We start from the raw sequence: 19309 nt of genomic DNA on the forward strand, positions 1-19309 counted from the left end.
AAAAGTAAGGTCATGAAAAATTTTAATAAAAAAATACTTATAGGCTCATTATTTCTATCTTTGGCATTCACAGGATGTAATGAAATTCTAGATGAACAACCACGTGCAAACTATACAGTAGATTTCTTCAGCACAGAAGATGGTATACGACAAGGCGTGACAGCATTGTACCGACATATGAGAACATTATATGGAAATGGCTATTTTATGAGTAATTGCCAAAATGGTACTGATGAAGCTACTTGGGGACAAAGTGCTGATGGAAATTTTAAGGATTTAGATATGACAGGCAATATCGGAAGTCTTAATTCAAATTCTTTCCCACCAAGTATGATTTGGGGTTCAGTTTTTCCTTATATTAATACTGCAAATGGTATTATTGAGAAAGGTCCAAGTTTCGGAATTCAAGAATCTCTGGTTTCGGAAGCCCGATTCTTCAGAGCTTTTGATTATTTCTTATTAGTTCAAACCTATGGTGGTGTTCCATTGGATCTTGGTTCGGGTGAGCTGACTTTTAACACTTCTGCAGTTACAACGTCAGTTAGAAATACTGTTCCAGAAGTTTATACAAAGGCAATATTCCCAGATCTTTTGAAGGCTATTGATAATCTTCCTGCCCAACCGAGAGTTACTGGCGGTGTTACAAAAAATGTAGCCAGACTTTTCTTAGCTAAAGCATACTTAACATATGGTTGGTGGTTGGAGAATCCTAATAATATACCTACTTATCCTGAAACACCGAGAACAGATCCTGCTGGACATAATGCACAATGGTATTATCAACAGGCATATGATATTGCGTTGGCAGGTATTAATAATCCTGGTCCTTATTCTTTGCAACCAACATTTTATGATGTTAATGAAGGTTCGAAAGATCGTAACAGCGAGTGTATGCTCTATGCAGATCATACTGCATCAAGTCAATATTATAACGAAGGAGATCCTACTGGCTTTGGTGCTGCTTGGTCACCAGATAATTTTGCTGCTTGGATGCAGACCTGGAATTATACCAATTTAAAAAGTAGTAAAACAGCGGCGTGGGCTCCTGCAGATATTGTAAGCTCGGTTCAACGTGCTGCTACACAATCTTTGGGAAGACCATGGGTACGTATGGCACCCCCAATTGGAGTTATTAAAAATACTTTTGCAGACAAAACATTAGACTCGCGTTATGATGGAACATTTGTAACTACATACAGAGGAAACTGGGAAAAGGCCGGTCTGGGTAATATTACACTATATAACGCCAATTCCTTGCCAGTACAACCTGGAGGAGCTATCCTGACATTTTTAAATGATGATACTCAAACTCCTGAATATCCTAAATCTACTGATGCAAATTATAATAATGGACAGGGACAGAATGGTGTTGGAGCGGGAACTTTACCGGGAAGAGCTGATTGGGTGGTTGCACCTAATGGTATCAGTAGAATGGTTTATCCGGGTCTGTGGAAAATAGGAACGTATAGCACATTGGATCCAAACGGCTTAGGATATCCAAATGCAGGTCTTACAAGACCTTTCAATGTAGCAAAATTCTCAGAATTCTATTTTATTGCAGCAGAGGCAGCAGTGAAGGGCGCTTCTGGAGTAATGTCTGCAAGAGATCTCATCAACGTAATCAGAGCCAGAGCAGGAAAATGGAGGTTTAGCAACGCTCAAAATACTACATTTATTGCTGATAACAGTGCTGCATTAACAGCAGCTACACCTTCAACAATAACAATTGATTACATTTTGGCAGAACGTTCTAGAGAGTATTATGGAGAATTTTACAGATGGTATGACCTCATTCGTACTCAGAAATGGAACGAAGTAGCTGCAACTTATCAGATCGGTGGTGTTAACTATGGAGATCATACTCCTCAGACTTTCACAAGAAACATACAGAAGTTTCATTACTTGAGACCAATTCCGCAAAGTCAATTAGATAATATGAGTTTGAGTGCTGCTGAAAAAGCAAAATACCAGAATCCTGGTTATTAAGATTATAAAAATACATTCATATTAACCTCAACAAAGCGGGTGTGTTCTGCACCTGCTTTGTTTTAACAAAGAGAATCAAATGGAAAAAACATGGCGTTGGTTTGGGAAGAACGATAAAATTAAATTACAAACCCTTCGACAGATTGGTGTGGAAGGTATTGTTTCTGCGTTGCACGATATTCCGAACGGAGAAATCTGGAGCTTAGAGGCTATTAACGATTATAAAAATTATATAGAAAGTCACGGTCTTCGCTGGTCTGTTGTGGAGAGTCTTCCGGTAAGCGAAGCGATCAAATACGGAGGTGAAGACCGTAATTTTTTGATAGAAAATTATATCAAAAGTCTCGAAAACTTAGGAAAAGCAGGTGTAACTACGGTTTGTTATAATTTTATGCCGGTTTTAGATTGGGCAAGAACAGATCTTTTCCACGAATGGGAAGACGGTTCATCGTCATTATATTTTGATAAAGCAAGATTTGCTTATTTTGAAATTCATATTTTAAAAAGAGAGGGTGCAGAAAATGATTATACTCGTGAGATTCTCCAAAAAGTTGAAGAATTAAAAAATACACTCACAGAGAAAGATAACAATGATTTGATAGATTCAGTTATTGTAAAAACACAGGGATTCGTTAATGGAAATATCAAAGAGGGCGATTTAAATCCGGTAGAAAAATTCAATAATTTATTGGCTTTATATGATGGAATTGATAAAAACCAGCTTAGGGAAAACCTAAAATATTTTCTTGAAAAAATAATGCCTGTCTGTGAAGAATGGAATATCCAGATGTGTGTGCATCCCGATGACCCACCTTTTGCTCTGCTAGGCCTACCAAGAATTGTAACTAATGAGGAAGATATCGATTGGTTCCTGAATGCTGTGGATAATCCTCACAACGGATTGACATTTTGCGCAGGTTCTTTGAGTGCCAATCTTCAGAATGACGTTCCGAAGCTGGCTCAGAAATTTGCCCACAGAACAAAGTTTGTTCATTTGAGAAGCACCAATGTTTTTGAAAACGGAGATTTTATCGAAGCCCATCATTTAGGCGGAAGAGGAAAACTAATTGACGTTATCCGAGTTTTCGAAAAAGAAAATCCAGATTTACCAATGAGAATCGACCATGGAAGATTGTTGTCAGAAGATATTGATAAAGGCTACAACCCCGGTTATTCTTTCTTAGGAAGAATGCTGGCTTTGGGGCAGATTGAAGGAGCAATGGCAGCTGTCAATTCTGAATCAAGATAAGGAGAATCCGAAGGATTCAATATCAGTAACCGTAGGTGTAACCTATGGAAAAAGAGCAGAACAATCCAACGCACCCGAAGGGTTCAATATTATCATTTATCAATCATCATTTATCAATAATTAAAAATGAACGAAATATTCAGCATAAAAGATAAAGTAGCGGTCATTACAGGTGCTTCCGGCGTTTTGGGAGGAAGCCTTGCCAAAAGCTTTATCGAAGCCGGAGCAAAAGTAGTGGCTTTGGGTAGAAACCAGGAGACGCTGGATTCCCGTATAAAGGAACTTACAGATTTAGGAGGTGATGCATTTGCCGTTGAAGCTAATGTAATGAACATTGAAAACCTCGAAAATGCATCAAAGAAAATCATAGAAAAGTACGGTAAAATAGATATTTTGCTGAACATTGCAGGAGGAAATATTCCTTCAGCAACATTATCTCCAGAGCAGTCATTTTTCGATATGAACATCAGCGGATGGGATGAGGTAACCGACCTTAACATCAACGGAACCGTTTATCCAAGCTATGTTTTCGGAAAAGTGATGGCAGAGCAGAAAAGCGGAAGTATCGTGAATATTTCCTCAATGGCAGCTTATTCGGCAATTACAAGAGTGGCAGGTTATTCGGCGGCGAAATCAGCAATTACAAACTTTACACAATGGTTAGCTTCTGATTTAGCTTTAAAATTTGGAGATAAAATCCGTGTCAATGCCGTTGCTCCCGGATTTTTCATAGGAGATCAAAACCGTGCCATTTTACTGAATCCGGATGGATCTTTATCAGACAGAAGCAAAAAAGTAATGGCCAAGACACCAATGCAAAGATTCGGAGAAGTGGAGGAACTCAATGGAACAGTGCAGTTTCTCTGTTCGGATGCCGCAAGCTTCATTACCGGTGCTTTAATCCCTGTAGATGGCGGTTTCAGTGCTTTCAGCGGGGTATAATTTGTAGTTATTTTCTTCATATAGTTAAGGCCTTAATTTATTATTTTAGGTTAAGGTCTTTTTCAATTTTTTATAAAAATCCTAATAATCTAAAAATATAATAATGAAACAGAGACTAATGCAATCGATTTTTTCAGCACATAAAACCGGCATTATTGCAGCAGCAGCTCTACTTTCTGTAAGCAATATTTCTGCCCAGACATTCACCGATTTTCAATATAAAGGAAACGACAAAATATACAACGACAATCCTTTAAAATCAGACGAATTCTATTCTCCTATTCTCCAGGGCTGTTATCCCGACCCAAGCATCACCAAAAAAGGAGATGATTATTATTTGGTAAACTCTTCTTTCTCAATGTTTCCGGGTGTTCCGATTTTCACCTCTAAAGATTTGGTGAATTGGAAGCAGGTTGGACACGTTCTTGACAGACCTTCTCAGCTTAAAGTTGAAAAAGGTGGCGTTTCTCAGGGAATTTACGCGCCGGATATCAAATACAACAAGTACAATGATACCTTTTATATGATTACCACCCAAATCGCGGGGGGAGTCGGCAATATGGTCGTGAAAACCAAAGACCCGGCAAAAGGCTGGAGCGAAGTCCAGAAACTGAATTTCGATGGAATCGACCCTGCCATCTTCTTCGATGATGACGGAAGAGCTTACATCGTTCACAACGACGCTCCACCAAAAGGAACAGAGCAGTATCAAGGTCACCGCGTCATCAAAATGTGGGATTACGATTTGGAAAAAGACCAGGTTGTCGCAGGTTCAGACAGAATTATTGTAAACGGTGGAGTGGATCTTTCTCAAAAGCCAATTTGGATTGAAGGTCCGCATTTGTACAAATACAAAGGAAAATATTACCTGATGTGTGCGGAAGGCGGAACCGGAGGTAACCACAGCGAAGTAATTTTTATGGCAGATTCTCCGAAAGGACCATTTGTTCCCGCTAAAAACAATCCAATTCTTACGCAAAGATATTTTCCTAGAGACAGAAAGGAAAAAGTGGATTGGGCGGGTCACGCCGATTTGGTGGAAGGCCCGAACGGACAGTGGTACGGCGTATTTTTAGCCATTCGTCCCAACGAAAAAGGACGTGTAAATCACGGTAGAGAAACCTTTATTCTTCCGGTGGATTGGAGCGGAACTTATCCTGTGTTTCAAAATGGTTTGGTTCCGATGAAGCCGAAATTGAAAATGCCACAAGGTGTTCAGAATCAAACCGGACAAAACGGATTCTTTCCGAACGGGAATTTCACGTATAATGATAAACTGACCGATAAAAACCTCGATTTCCGTTGGATTGCAATGCGTGGACCGCGTGAAAACTTCATTACGACTACAAAAACGGGTGTTAAAGTGAACCCGATGGAAACAAATATCAAAGCGTTGGCTCCGATTTCATCTTTGTTCCACAGATTACAGCACGAAGATTTTGAGACATCTGTAACCCTTGATTTTAAACCTAAATCTGAAAAAGAATTGGCCGGAATTACGCTCTACCAAAGCGAAACATTCAATTACGTTTTTGGTATTACGAAGAAAGACAAAGATTTCTACCTTGTTCTGGAAAGGACTGAAAAAGGAAGTTCAAAACTGATTGCAAGTGAGAAAATTTCATTAGGTAAGACCATTAAATTCCAGGCAGTTGGTGAGAAAGATAACATTAGCTTTAATTATTCTTTGGACGGCAAAAATTTCAAAAATCTTGGCGGTCCGGTTTCTGGCGATATCCTTTCTACCGATGTTGCAGGAGGTTTCACTGGAAGTTTGATTGGATTGTACAGTACTTCTTCAAACGATATTGTGCCAAATTAACATTGAAACAATCGTACATAATATCAATAGGAACGGGCTTTAGCCCGTTTTCAAAGAAAAACAATCAATCGGCTTTAGCCAAAACTTAAGATAATATAGGCTTTGATACGATAAGCCAATTTGAAATAAACAGTTAGTATTAGCAATGTCACACTGAGCTTGTCGAAGTGTTTTTTAAGATTGATTAAAATCAACCAAACCAAAATATCAGAATCGTGAAAATTAATCAACCATTTTATATAGTTTCTTTTTTGGGATGTATCGGGCTGAATCTTCTTTCAGCCCAGGTAAATCCTGTAAAAAAACAGGAGACAACGGCATTCAGGAACCCGATTATCTGGGCAGATGCACCGGATTTATCAATCACCAGAAATGGCGACGATTTTTACCTGATAAGCACCACAATGCATCTTATGCCAGGTGCTCCGGTAATGCATTCCAAAGATTTGGTCCATTGGGAAATGTCGAGCTATGTTTTTGATACACTAAATGATAATTCAAAATACGATTTGATTGACGGAAGCGTTTACGGGCGCGGACAATGGGCGTCGTCCATCCGTTTTCACAAAGGAAAATATTACGTTCTGTTCTCCCCGAATGATGAGCCTTTCAAATCCTATTTCTATGTTTCCGATAACCCTGAAAAAGGCAATTGGAAGCTCATCACGAGAACCAGACATTTTCACGATGCATCTTTGCTTTTCGATGATGATGATAGAGTTTACGTTTTTACTTCCAACAAAGTTTTTGAGCTGAGTCCGGATTTTAAAACCATTATCGGAAATCAGGACGGAACGGAAGTTTTCCAGAAAGATGCTTCGGAAACCGGACTTTTGGAAGGTAATCAAATCATTAAAAAAGACGGTAAATATTATATGATGATGATTTCCTGGCCGAGAGGTGGAAAACGCCGTCAGGAAGTGTACAGAGCTGATAAAGTAACCGGGCCTTATGAGAAAAAAGTCATTCTTGAAGACAATTTTCTTGGATTTTCCTACGCAGGACAAGGTGCTTTGATTGACGATAAAAATGGTAATTGGTATTCACTGATTTTCCAAGACAGAAATGGAGTAGGAAGGGTGCCTATTTTGCTCCCTGTAAAATGGGAAAACGACTGGCCAATTTTGGGCGACAACGGAAAAGTACCTTTGACGGGTGAAATTCCGCTTCCACCATTTAAACCGAAAAATCATTTGGTAGAAAGTGACGAATTTTCCGACAAAAAAATGAAAATTCAGTGGCAGTGGAATCATAATCCTGTCAACACAGCTTGGTCTTTATCCGACAGGAAAGGCTTTTTAAGGTTAAAAACGAATAGAGTCGTCGATAATCTATACCTGGCTCCGAATACGTTGACCCAAAGAATGGAAGGTCCTACATCCAGTGGTATAGTTGCTTTGGATGTAAAAGGGATGAAAGACGGTGATGTAGCAGGTTTCAGTGCGTTCAACGGCGATTCAGGGATTTTATCTGTGGTAGTGGAAAATGGTAAAAAGTTTATTGTCTTTTCAACAGATGAAGTCAGTTTAGATAATAAAACGAAGGCGGTTACAAGTGTTAAAAAAGAAGAAAAAAAGAGAATCCCATTAAACTCGGACAAAGTTTATTTTAAAATTGATGCCGATTTTAATCTCGGAAAAGATTTGGCTAATTTTTATTACAGCACCGACCAAAAAAACTGGACAGAAATGGCAAAAGATTACAAAATGATTTTCGATTACCGAAGATTTTTTATGGGTTCCAAATTTGCGATTTTTAATTATGCTACCAAAAATCTGGGAGGTTTTGTAGATGTTGATTTTTTCAGAGTGAATATAAGTTCGGAATAATTACAATTGAATAATTTGGGCAGCTTTATCCGCCCTCCGTTCCCGCTTTTTTGTTCCGCTTTGCTCCACAAAAAGAGCTCCACTCAGGTCGGGCTGCGGAAGATTCGCTGTTAAAATAAATTAGGATTATTGCTCCATAGGAGCATCCTGTTAATAGCAAATAATTGTTAAAACCCCAAAGCCTCGTAGAGGCGACCTGTTAATTACGACAATGATAATTAACATTAAAAATGTAAAAAAGATAAAACCCTTGTCGGTCTTATTTTTTTGTCTAAATTAATAAGTGTAAAAATTACAAATAAAAATTTATGAAAAATTCCCTGATATTCACTGTCACTTTTCTATTGTATGGTCTGTGTGTTTCTGCGCAAAATACTGACAGACAGGCGCCGCAAGGTTTTGATGTGGAAAGAAAAGATATTCCGCACGGAAAAATTGATACCATTCAATATGCTTCAAAAACCGTTGGAACTACAAGGAAAGCATTGGTTTACGTACCGCCGGGATTCAAAAAAGGGGAAAAATATCCTGTTCTTTATCTTCTTCACGGCATTGGCGGCGATGAAAAAGAATGGTTTAACCAAGGAAAACCGAATGTTATCCTGGACAATCTCTACGCACAGGGAAAACTGCAGCCGATGATTGTCGTTTTGCCGAACGGCCGTGCGATGAAAGATGACAGAGCAACGGGAAATATTATGGCTCCGGATAAAGTCGAAGCTTTCGCAACTTTTGAAAAAGATTTGCTGAATGACCTGATTCCATTTGTAGAAAAAAAGTATCCTGTCAAAAAAGACCGTGAAAACCGGGCTTTAGCGGGTTTGTCAATGGGAGGTGGACAAACACAGAATTTTGCTTTCGGCAACATCGATAAATTTGCTTGGCTGGGTGCATTTTCTTCAGCACCCAACACCAAAGAACCAAGCAAGCTTTTACCTAATCCACAAGATGCGCTGAAGCTGAAACTGATTTTTATTTCCTGTGGCGATGCAGACGGATTGATGCCTTTCAGCAAAAGAACCAGCGATTATCTGAAGAAAAATAAAATCCCGCACATTTTCTACATCGAACCGGGCGGCCACGATTTCAAGGTTTGGAAAAATGATTTATACATCTTTTCACAGCTCTTATTTAAGTCTGTTGATAAAACTAAATTTGATGGATTTACCGTTTTGGGAACGCCTGCAGCAACCAATATCAGGAATGCACAATACCCTCAAATTCTTTCCGACGGAAGAGTGATGTTCAAGATAAAAGCTCCGGAAGCGCAAAAAGTTCAGATTGATTTAGGAAAAAAATACGACCTCAAAAAAGACACAGACGGCTTTTGGACAGGAACAACGGATGTACAAAGCGGAAGCTTTCATTATTATTCTTTGCTGATTGATGGTGTTGCAGTTGCAGACCCTTCAAGCGAAACATTCTACGGAATGGGAAGATATGCCAGCGGAATCGATATTCCTTTTGATGGCGATGATTTTTATGCTTTAAAAGACGTTCCGCACGGTGATATTCGTATCAAAATTTTCTATTCTAAAGTGACCAATTCTTGGAGGAGAGTTTTCATTTATACGCCAGCGGGTTACGACCAAAATGCTTCCGAATCATTTCCAGCTTTATACATTCTCCACGGCGGAGGCGAAGATGAAAGCGGTTGGGCCAATCAGGGTAAAACCAATCTGATTTTAGATAATCTGATTGCGGAAGGTAAAGCTAAAAAGATGGTCATCGTTATGCCGGATGCCAATATCGGACAAGGCGGAATCCGAAATTTTGGCGAACGCAATCTCCAGATGTTTGAAAAAGAGCTGAAAGAATCCATCATTCCCTTTGCCGAATCCAATTACAGAATAAAAAAAGGTAAAGAAAACCGCGCTTTGGCCGGACTTTCAATGGGTGGAATCTATACACTTTATGCCGGGATTCAAAATTCAGATATGTTCTCAAGTCTGGGTGTTTTTAGTTCAGGATATATGTTGCCGATGCTTCAGGATGTTGCCGACAAACAGTACAAATTTTTAAATGAAAATAAATCTGCCTTTTCATCCAATATCAAAAATTTCTGGATTTCAATGGGCGGAAAAGAAGATATTGCTTACGAAAATGGTCAGAAAATGCTGAAAGAGCTGGATAAAATCGGAATTAAATATTCGTATAGAGATTATCCGGGAGGTCACAGCTGGCCGGTTTGGAGAGACAGTTTGCATCAGTTTGCACAGGAGCTTTTTAAATAAACATTAAATATAAAAATAGAGATTTGTCTTATTTGCTTAATAAAAATAAACTTGTTTGTTCTTGAAAAAGCATTAAGTATTCTTAGAATGATTTGCTAAAATTCTTGTCTGATAAAAATAGAATATAATAAAACAGGTCGCTCTTACAGAGCTTTTAATTCTGAAAATATTGTTTTCTATTAACGGTTCGCTCCAAAGGAGCTGTATTTAGTCCCAGCGGGACTTTCTGATAGTAGAAAAAACAAAGTAAAAAAAACAAAGCTCCGGAGGAGCGACCTGTTGATTTATACTATTAATATTTATAAAGAAAATTGATAAATCAGGCTTAATTTCTTAATGTTCTAATCCAAAATCAATCCACCAATGAATTTCAACAGAATAAAAATCAAAACACTTATTATCACGGTCGTTATCGTATCGGGAAATATTGTTGCGCAATCTTATCAGAAGACATATTCAGGATTGAAGTTTTCTAATGATAATATGAATGTTGAAGTGAAATTGTATGGAGAAAATACGATTAGAATTATTAAATATCCTGCCGGAAAATCATTTGACAAAAACAGTTTGTCAGTCATCAAAAAAGAACAGAAAACTAAATTTTCAGTTTCAGAAAACAATCATATTATTTCATTAAAAACAAATGATGTACAGCTTCTTATTGATGCTAAAAATGGTGAAATAACGTACAATTCACCTTCAGGAAAAGAACTATTAAAGGAAACCGGAAGCGATTTCAAACCTTTTAATGATGCGGGAAACCCGACTTATTCGGTGACACAGTCTTTTCAGCTGGAAAAAGATGAACCCATCTACGGCTTAGGAATTTTACAGAACGGAAAAATGTCACAGCGAAATACGGATGTTAAAATGATTCAGAATAATACCTGGGATTTTGTGCCGTTTTTTCAGTCTGTGAAAGGGTATGGCGTTTTTTGGGATAATTATTCACCGACTCAATTTACCGATAAACCAGACAAAACATCATTCTCATCGGAAGTTGGGGAAGGAGTGGATTATTATTTTATCTACGGAAAAAATGCGGATGGTGTAGTTGCAGGAATGCGAAATCTTACGGGAAAAGTGCCGATGATTCCTTTATGGACTTATGGTTTCTGGCAGAGCAAAGAGCGCTACAAAAGTCAGGATGAACTGGTAGATGTAGTGAAAAAATACAGGGAATTAAAAGTACCTCTTGACGGAATCATTCAGGATTGGCAATATTGGGGCAACAATTATCAGTGGAATGCGATGGATTTCATCAGCCCTGATTTTCCCGATGCCAAAAAAATGATACAGGATATTCACGATATGAATGCGCATCTTTCGGTTTCCATCTGGTCGTCATTCGGACCGATGACCAATCAGTACCGTGAAATGGATAAAAAAGGAATGCTGTTCGATTTCAAAACCTGGCCGGAATCTGGCCGGGAAGTTTGGCCTCCCGATATGAATTATCCTTCAGGAGTCCGTGTTTACGATGCTTACAATCCCGAAGCCAGGGATATTTACTGGAAATATCTCAACAGAGGCGTTTTCAGTCTTGGTGTAGATTCTTGGTGGATGGATTCTACGGAACCGGATCATCTCAGCCAAAAACCGGAAGATTTGGACACCAAAACTTATCTTGGTTCATTCCGAAAAGTGAGAAATGCGTATCCGCTGATGACCGTTGGTGGCGTTTACGACCATCAGCGTGAAACTACGAGTGATAAAAGGGTTTTTATTTTGACGCGTTCGGCTTTTGCAGGACAGCAAAGATACGCAGCTAATACGTGGTCGGGCGATGTCAACTCTTCGTGGGAAATGTTGCGCAATCAGGTTCCGGCAGGTTTAAATTTCAGCCTGACTGGAAATCCAAATTTTAATTCTGATATCGGCGGTTTCTTTGCCGGTGTTTATAAAAGAAACGGAGGCGCCAACAATCCGATGTTTCAGGAATTGTACGTGCGTTGGTTGCAATACGGAACTTTCACGCCAATGATGCGTTCCCACGGAACCGATGTTCCGAGGGAAATTTATCAATTCGGGAAAAAAGGAGATGTGGTCTATGATGCGATAGAGAAATTTATCAATCTTCGTTACAGTATGTTGCCCTACATTTATTCCGTTTCTTGGGATGTTTCTAAAAATAATTCGAGTTTTTTGAGAGCACTTTCGATGGATTTTTCATCAGACAAAAAAACCTGGAATATCAATAATGAATATCTTTTCGGTAAATCATTCTTAGTTGCACCAATTCTGAATGCTCAATATACTCCTGAAAAAATAGTAAAAACCGATGAAAATGAAGGCTGGAATAAAACCGATGCCAGCAAAAAAGAAAATTCGCTTTCCAATATAGATTTCACTCAAAATAAAACTGTGAAAGTCTACCTTCCTGCCGGTGCAGACTGGTTTGATTTCTGGACGAATGAAAAACACAAAGGCGGTCAGGAAATCGAAAAATCTGTTAATCTTCAAAGCATTCCTTTGTATGTTAAAACGGGAAGCATCATTCCGTTTGGTCCTGATGTACAATATGCTACTGAGAAAAAATGGGATAACCTTACCGTAAAAATCTATCCGGGAACTGACGCAGATTTTATCTTATACGAAGACGAATTCGATAATTACAATTATGAAAAAGGAAATTATACTGAAATCCCATTCCACTGGAACGAAAAATCAAAAACATTAACGATAGATTCCCGAAAAGGAAATTTTAAAGGTATGATTGATAAACGGAATTTCAATATAATCCTTCCTGATGGTCAACAAAAATCGGTGAATTATTCCGGAAAGAAAGTGAATGTCAATTTTAAATAATCTTAAAATATTTAATTATGAAATTTGTAAGTTTAATAACGATTTTAGGATTTTTTCAGATTTCCTTAGCTCAAAATCCCATCATTCAGACGAAATTTACCGCCGATCCTGCACCAATGGTTCATAATGACACGGTTTTTCTGTACACAAGCCACGATGAGGACGATGCTTTCGGATTTAAAATGAAAGACTGGTTACTATACACTTCCACAGATATGGTCAATTGGACAGACCACGGTGTCATGGCTTCTCTTAAAGATTTTAAATGGGTAAATACCGACAACGGTGCCTGGGCGCCACAGGTTGTTGAAAGAAAAGGGAAATTCTATATGTATTGTCCAATGCCCAACAATATGGGGATTGGAGTCTTGGTGGCGGACAGTCCGTATGGTCCTTTCACCGATCCTATTGGTAAGCCTTTGATTAAAAATTCTCTGGATGACATCGATCCCACAGTTTTAATTGACGACGACGGGCAGGCTTATCTCTACTGGGGAAATCCGAATCTTTGGTATGCTAAACTCAACGAAGATATGATATCTCTTGCCGGCCCAATTACCAAAGACCCTTCGTTTGCGAAGGTCAAAGACCAGCCAGATCCTTTCAAATATCAGGAGGGACCTTGGGCGTGGAAAAGAAACGGAATCTACTATATGGCTTATGCTTCTAAATGTTGTCCGGAAGGGATTGGTTATGCAATGGCAAAATCACCTACAGGTCCTTGGAATTATGGAGGTGTGATAATGGATGGCGACCAGAGATCCAGCGGAAATCATCCCGGTATCATAGATTTCAAAGGCAAATCTTATGTTTTCGGATTCAATCATATGCTTAGAATGCAGACGATGAGCAAACATTACGAACGTAGGTCTGTTAGTGTCACAGAAATTACCTACAATGCAGATGGAACCATTCAGAAGCTTCCTTTCTGGACTACGGATGGTGCAAAAAGAGTGGGCACTCTGGACCCTTATAAAAAAGTTGAAGCAGAAACTATGGCTTACAGCGAAGGTCTGAAAACAGAAATGGTCACAGAATGGGAACGCAATCAACCCTATAACAGAGGTAAAAAAATCACAGACCGTGTCATCGTTACCTCTATTAACAATGGTGATTATATTAAAATCCAAGGGGTAGATTTTTCCAAAGGCGTAAAATCTTTGGATGTAAACGTTGCTTCTCTCTATGGGGGAAAAATAGAAGTGCGTTCAGATGCTCTTAATGGGTCATTGCTGGGAGTTGTTAACGTTACAGGAAAGGGTGAGGGAGACCTATATAAAACCATTAATACACCTCTGAAAAGTGTAAAAGGAATCCACGATTTATATTTTGTTTTTAAAGGTGAAAAAGACCCTTTCTATTTCGATTGGTGGAAATTTAATGAAAATTAAAGCTGAATTCAGAAATATCAATAGGAATGGGCTTTAGCCCATTTTATAAAGAAAGAATATGGGTGGCTTTAGCCAAAACTTATTGTTATGAGTTACATTAATTATTAGTTAAAATTTTAAAAATGTTCAGATTTAAACTTTTTGTTCTCAGCTTTCTCATTGCCGGATGCTATTTAAATGCGCAGTCAACCGTTTGGCTGGACCAATTGGATTTGAGCGTGGCAACACAGGGACACGGAAAACCCGGCATCAATACTTCGGTGGACGGAAAACCTATGACGATTGCCGGCGAAGTTTTCAAAAGAGGTTTTGGTACGCACGCTGAAAGTTCTTTGTTGATTAAATTAAATGGCAAAGCAAAAAGCTTTTCCTCAATGGTGGGAATGGATGATGAAATCAAAGGGCAAAATCCCGCTGCCGAATTTGAAATTTACGGCGACAACAAAAAGCTTTGGTCCAGCGGAATAATGAAATTAGGAGATAAAGCAAAGCCTGTTTCCGTTTCGCTGGAAGGTATACAACAAGTAGAATTAGTCGTAACAGATGGCGGAAACGGACCTTATTATGACCACGCTGATTGGGCAGATGCCAAATTTGAAACAGCAGACGGTGCAAAACTGATAACATTTAATCCGATTTCATCAGTACCATATATTTTGACGCCAAAACCTGCGGCAACGCCAAAAATTAACTCAGCAGGCGTTTATGGCGTTCGTCCCGGCTCACCTTTTTTGTTCAGGGTTGCAGCAACAGGTGAAAGGCCAATGACTTTTACGGCAAAAAATCTTCCGAAAGGTTTAACAATAGATTCACAAACTGGAATCATCACCGGAAAAATAGATACGAAAGGAACCTATGAAGTCCTTTTAACAGCTAAAAATGCTAAAGGCTCGGTTTCTAAAAAATTAAGAATAGAAAGCGGTGACAGAATAGCTTTGACACCAACAATGGGATGGAACAGCTGGAACTGTTTCGGGCACGAAGTTTCTGCCGATAAAGTAAAACGCGCTGCCGATGCTTTGGTTAAAACAGGGCTTATAAACCACGGCTGGAATTATATCAATATCGATGATTCCTGGCAATACAACAGAGATGGAAAAGACCCGTCTTTCAAAGGGAAAATGCGTGATGAAAACGGTTATATTTTAACCAATTCAAAATTCCCGGATATGAAGGAATTAACCGATTACTTTCATTCAAAAGGTCTTAAAGCAGGAATTTATTCCTCTCCCGGACCCTGGACTTGCGGTGGTTGCGCAGGAAGCTACGGCTACGAAAAGCAGGATGCCGAAAGCTACGCAAAATGGGGAATCGATTATCTGAAATACGATTGGTGCAGTTACGGAGGAGTGATTGACGGTTTGCCCGATAACGACCCTAATAAAGTTTCTTCCCTCAATTTTCAGGGTGGAGGAGATTTGGATAAAGGCGTAAAGCCATTTAAATTAATGGGAGATTTATTAAAAACCCAGCCTCGTGATATTGTGTATAATCTTTGCCAATACGGGATGGGCGATGTCTGGAAATGGGGAAATGATGCCGATGCGCAATCCTGGCGAACAACCAATGACATCACCGATACCTGGGCAAGTGTTAAAAATATTGCTTTGGCTCAGGACAAAGCGGCTTCTTACGCAAAACCCGGCAACTGGAATGACCCTGATATGTTGGTAGTAGGCGTCGTAGGTTGGGGAAATCCACATCAGAGCCGATTGAAACCGGACGAACAATATTTACATATCAGTCTTTGGAGCATTTTTTCTGCACCATTACTGATTGGTTGCGACCTAGAGAAACTGGATGATTTTACTTTAAATCTTTTAACGAATGATGAGGTCATTGCCGTAAATCAGGATGCTCTGGGAAAACAGGGCGTTTGTCTTCAAACAATTGGCGAATTGAAAATTTATGTAAAAGACCTTGAAGATGGCGGAAAAGCGGTGGCTTTTGCCAATTTCGGAAGGGAAAAAGTGGATATGTCTTATAAAGATTTCAAACAGCTCGGGATTTCCGGTCGCCAAACCGTAAGAGATATCTGGAGACAGAAGGATATTGCAAAAATCAATACAACGAATCAGGCATTATCACTGGATATTCCGGCGCACGGTGTGGCTTACTATAAATTTATTTCATCAAAATAATTTAAATATGATTCAATTTAAATCAAAATATATCGCATTATCATTTTTGCTGGCAGGAATTTGTATTTCTGCCCAAAATCCCGTAATCCAGACTCATTTTACACCGGATCCTGCACCGATGGTGTACAAAAACAAAATGTATGTCTACACCGGAGACGATATTCCCGGCTATGATTTTTATTATATGACGAAATGGAGAGTATATTCTTCTGATGATATGGTCAACTGGACCGACCACGGTTCTCCACTGTCACTGGAATCTTTCAGCTGGGCCCGTGACAGAGCCTGGGCGGCACAATGCATTGAACGTAATGGCAAATTCTATTGGTACATCTGCGTTCAGACCGTTGATAACAATATGGCGATTGGCGTTGCCGTATCTGACAGTCCGACAGGCCCTTTTAAAGATGCACTCGGAAAACCATTGGTGACAACGGGAACCTGGGATAATATCGACCCGACGGTTTTTATTGATGATGACGGACAAGCCTATTTATATTGGGGGAACAGCAAATTATTTTACGTGAAGCTCAACAAAGATATGGTTTCGTATGATGGAAAAATCACCGAAATTCCACAATCGGTGGAAGCTTTTGGAGGATTGAGACGTCCCGGAAGAAACGATGAGGTTTTGCAGAAACAGGAACAGTTTAAAGATGTTTTCGTGGAAGGACCTTGGTTCTACAAACGCAACAAGCAATATTATATGATGTATGCCGGAATGACCGACCGAACCGAATGTCTGTCTTATTCTATAAGCGATTCGCCGACCGGACCGTGGAAATATCAGGGAAAAATAATGACCGGCCAACCTACCAACAGTTTTACCAACCACGGCGGGATTATCGATTTTAAAGGAAAATCCTACCTGTTCTATCACACAGGATTATTGCCCGGCGCAGGAAGTTACGGAAGGTCAACGTCTATTGAAGAATTCAAATACAATCAGGATGGAAGCATCCCGAAAATTGCAATGACTAAAGAGGGCGTAAATCCCGTTGCAACACTCAATCCCTACAAAAGAAATGAAGCACAAACGATGGCGTGGTCAGAGAAATGCAGCACTTCCGAAAACAAAAAGACGGGAGTTTATGTTTCCGATACCAGAGTGGGAGGTTATATCAAAGTTCGTTCGGTGGATTTTGAAAAAGGCGCCTCTGAATTTTCAGCTTCAATTGCCGCAGGTGTTGACGGAGGAATTTTAGAAGTGAGATTGGATAAATTGGACGGAAATAAAATTGCCGAGATTGAAGTTCCTAGAACCGGAGGTTGGGAAGAATTTAAAACCCTTACATCAAAAATTTCAGAATCGGTTTCCGGCGTTCACGATGTTTATTTTGTCTTTAAAGGTAAAAACATTACAGCCGGAAGAGTTCTTTTCAATTTTGACCACTGGAGTTTTCAGAAAAAATAAATTAAAATTCTTTTGTTAGAATTAATAACGTAAGACTTTTATAAGCGTTAGCGGCTTTGTGAACCTAAAGAAAATATTTATAAAAAAACTTTGAGCACTTAGTGTTCAAAATCAAAAAATTAAATATGAAAAAAACAATACTCAATCTCTGTTTAATAGCATATTCGGGAATATTATTTTCCCAGAATCCCATTATTCAGACCAATTATACGGCAGACCCTGCGCCAATGGTCTATAACGACAGGCTTTACGTCTACACCACTCACGATGAGGACGATTCCACCTGGTTTGTAATGAACGACTGGAAGGTCTATTCCACCAACGATATGGTGAACTGGACCGACCACGGAAGCATTCTGAGTTATAAAGATTTCGACTGGGCAAAACGTGATGCCTGGGCAGCGCAATGCGTGGAAAGAAACGGCAAATTCTTTATGTACGTTCCGATGTGGTCTAAAACCAACAATAAAGGAGCGATTGGTGTTGCAGTGGGTGACAGTCCGTTTGGCCCATTTCACGACCCGCTTGGAAAACCGTTGGTTCAGAGTGAATGGGGCGATATTGACCCGACGGTTTTTATTGATGACGACGGTCAGGCCTATATGTATTGGGGGAATCCCAAACTTAAAATGGTTAAGCTCAATCAGGATATGATTTCCTATTCCGGCGATATTGTAGAAGTGCCAATGACCGCAGAATCTTTCGGAAAAAGAGACGGAAAAGAAAACCCAGAAAGACCTACAAAATACGAGGAAGGACCTTGGCTGTACAAAAGAAAAAATCTGTATTATCTGTTCTGGCCGGGCGGTCCGCTTCCTGAATTTATCGGATATTCAACCAGCAAAAGTGCACAGGGACCGTGGAAATACGGCGGAATGTTAATGCCAACCGAAGGAAAATCTTTCACCAACCATCCCGGAATTGTTGATTTCAGAGGAAAATCCTATTTCTTTTATCACAATGGCGCTTTGCCGGGAGGAAGCGGGTTCACAAGGTCTGTGAGTGTGGAAGAACTTAATTTTAATAAAGACGGTTCGATTTCGCCCATCAAAATGACAAATGGAATTACCAAAGCCATTGCCACCGTTAATCCTTATGCTTTTAATCAGGCGGAAATGATTGCGTGGTCGGAAAATGTAAAATCTTATCAGAACAAAGAAGCAGGCGTCTTCATCAAAGCTAAAAAAAGTGGCGCTTATACGAGCGTGAAAAATGTTGATTTTGGTAAAAAAGGAGCATCAGCATTTTCAGCCAGAGTTGGAACGACACACAACAGCGATGTGACGATGGACGTTCATCTGGACAATGTAAGCGGACAAGTTATCGCTACGGTAAAAGTTCCGTTGACAGGAGGAGACGACCGTTGGGAAACGGTAAAAGCCGAAGTGAAGGAAAAAATTACCGGTGTTCACGATGTATATTTTGTATTTAATGGAAAAGCAGCAAAAGATATAATGTTTTTCGATTATTGGACTTTTCTTGAAAATAATTAA

Annotated in this window: 11 protein-coding genes; all 11 read left to right on the forward strand. The window is 39.4% G+C overall.

The window, feature by feature from the left end; genetic code table 11:
* Nucleotides 1-12: 12 nt before the first annotated feature.
* The 11 genes from ACR1PN_RS00755 (at nucleotide 13) to ACR1PN_RS00805 (ending at nucleotide 19309) form a co-directional block, all read left to right on the forward strand.
* The gene (locus ACR1PN_RS00755) at nucleotides 13-1986 is read left to right on the forward strand and encodes a RagB/SusD family nutrient uptake outer membrane protein (protein WP_433978447.1); all 1974 of its coding nucleotides are present in this window, start codon (nucleotides 13-15) and stop codon (nucleotides 1984-1986) included.
* Between the two features lie 79 nt (nucleotides 1987-2065).
* The gene (uxuA, locus tag ACR1PN_RS00760) at nucleotides 2066-3235 is read left to right on the forward strand and encodes a mannonate dehydratase (protein WP_433978448.1); all 1170 of its coding nucleotides are present in this window, start codon (nucleotides 2066-2068) and stop codon (nucleotides 3233-3235) included.
* A 126-nt stretch (nucleotides 3236-3361) separates the two neighbouring features.
* The gene (locus tag ACR1PN_RS00765; protein ID WP_433978449.1) at nucleotides 3362-4177 is read left to right on the forward strand and encodes an SDR family oxidoreductase; all 816 of its coding nucleotides are present in this window, start codon (nucleotides 3362-3364) and stop codon (nucleotides 4175-4177) included.
* A 103-nt stretch (nucleotides 4178-4280) separates the two neighbouring features.
* Complete coding sequence (locus ACR1PN_RS00770; RefSeq protein WP_433978450.1) at nucleotides 4281-5999, forward strand: glycoside hydrolase family 43 protein; 1719 nt, start codon at nucleotides 4281-4283, stop codon at nucleotides 5997-5999.
* A 215-nt stretch (nucleotides 6000-6214) separates the two neighbouring features.
* On the forward strand, nucleotides 6215-7828 hold the full coding sequence (locus ACR1PN_RS00775; RefSeq protein ID WP_433978451.1) for a glycoside hydrolase family 43 protein: 1614 nt from the start codon (nucleotides 6215-6217) through the stop codon (nucleotides 7826-7828).
* Nucleotides 7829-8136: 308 nt separating this feature from the next.
* On the forward strand, nucleotides 8137-10062 hold the full coding sequence (locus ACR1PN_RS00780) for an alpha/beta hydrolase-fold protein (RefSeq protein WP_433978452.1): 1926 nt from the start codon (nucleotides 8137-8139) through the stop codon (nucleotides 10060-10062).
* Nucleotides 10063-10425: 363 nt separating this feature from the next.
* A complete protein-coding gene (locus tag ACR1PN_RS00785) occupies nucleotides 10426-12870 on the forward strand; it encodes a TIM-barrel domain-containing protein (RefSeq protein ID WP_433978453.1) in 2445 nt (814 codons plus the stop codon).
* Nucleotides 12871-12887: 17 nt separating this feature from the next.
* A complete protein-coding gene (locus ACR1PN_RS00790; RefSeq protein WP_433978454.1) occupies nucleotides 12888-14261 on the forward strand; it encodes a glycoside hydrolase family 43 protein in 1374 nt (457 codons plus the stop codon).
* A 122-nt stretch (nucleotides 14262-14383) separates the two neighbouring features.
* Nucleotides 14384-16402 (forward strand): NPCBM/NEW2 domain-containing protein, encoded by a 2019-nt coding sequence (locus ACR1PN_RS00795; RefSeq protein WP_433978455.1) that lies wholly within the window; start codon nucleotides 14384-14386, stop codon nucleotides 16400-16402.
* Nucleotides 16403-16409: 7 nt separating this feature from the next.
* On the forward strand, nucleotides 16410-17816 hold the full coding sequence (locus ACR1PN_RS00800; RefSeq protein WP_433978456.1) for a glycoside hydrolase family 43 protein: 1407 nt from the start codon (nucleotides 16410-16412) through the stop codon (nucleotides 17814-17816).
* Between the two features lie 125 nt (nucleotides 17817-17941).
* Nucleotides 17942-19309 (forward strand): glycoside hydrolase family 43 protein, encoded by a 1368-nt coding sequence (locus tag ACR1PN_RS00805; protein WP_433978457.1) that lies wholly within the window; start codon nucleotides 17942-17944, stop codon nucleotides 19307-19309.

This window comes from Chryseobacterium sp. RLHN22 (genome assembly GCF_051011795.1).
Lineage (GTDB): Bacteria > Bacteroidota > Bacteroidia > Flavobacteriales > Weeksellaceae > Chryseobacterium > Chryseobacterium zhengzhouense.

Coding starts and splice junctions, on each gene's coding strand:
- ACR1PN_RS00755 (WP_433978447.1), top strand. CDS start 13: ATGAAAAATTTTAATAAAAAAATACTTATAGGCTCATTATTTCTATCT.
- uxuA (WP_433978448.1), top strand. CDS start 2,066: ATGGAAAAAACATGGCGTTGGTTTGGGAAGAACGATAAAATTAAATTA.
- ACR1PN_RS00765 (WP_433978449.1), top strand. CDS start 3,362: ATGAACGAAATATTCAGCATAAAAGATAAAGTAGCGGTCATTACAGGT.
- ACR1PN_RS00770 (WP_433978450.1), top strand. CDS start 4,281: ATGAAACAGAGACTAATGCAATCGATTTTTTCAGCACATAAAACCGGC.
- ACR1PN_RS00780 (WP_433978452.1), top strand. CDS start 8,137: ATGAAAAATTCCCTGATATTCACTGTCACTTTTCTATTGTATGGTCTG.
- ACR1PN_RS00785 (WP_433978453.1), top strand. CDS start 10,426: ATGAATTTCAACAGAATAAAAATCAAAACACTTATTATCACGGTCGTT.
- ACR1PN_RS00790 (WP_433978454.1), top strand. CDS start 12,888: ATGAAATTTGTAAGTTTAATAACGATTTTAGGATTTTTTCAGATTTCC.
- ACR1PN_RS00795 (WP_433978455.1), top strand. CDS start 14,384: ATGTTCAGATTTAAACTTTTTGTTCTCAGCTTTCTCATTGCCGGATGC.
- ACR1PN_RS00800 (WP_433978456.1), top strand. CDS start 16,410: ATGATTCAATTTAAATCAAAATATATCGCATTATCATTTTTGCTGGCA.
- ACR1PN_RS00805 (WP_433978457.1), top strand. CDS start 17,942: ATGAAAAAAACAATACTCAATCTCTGTTTAATAGCATATTCGGGAATA.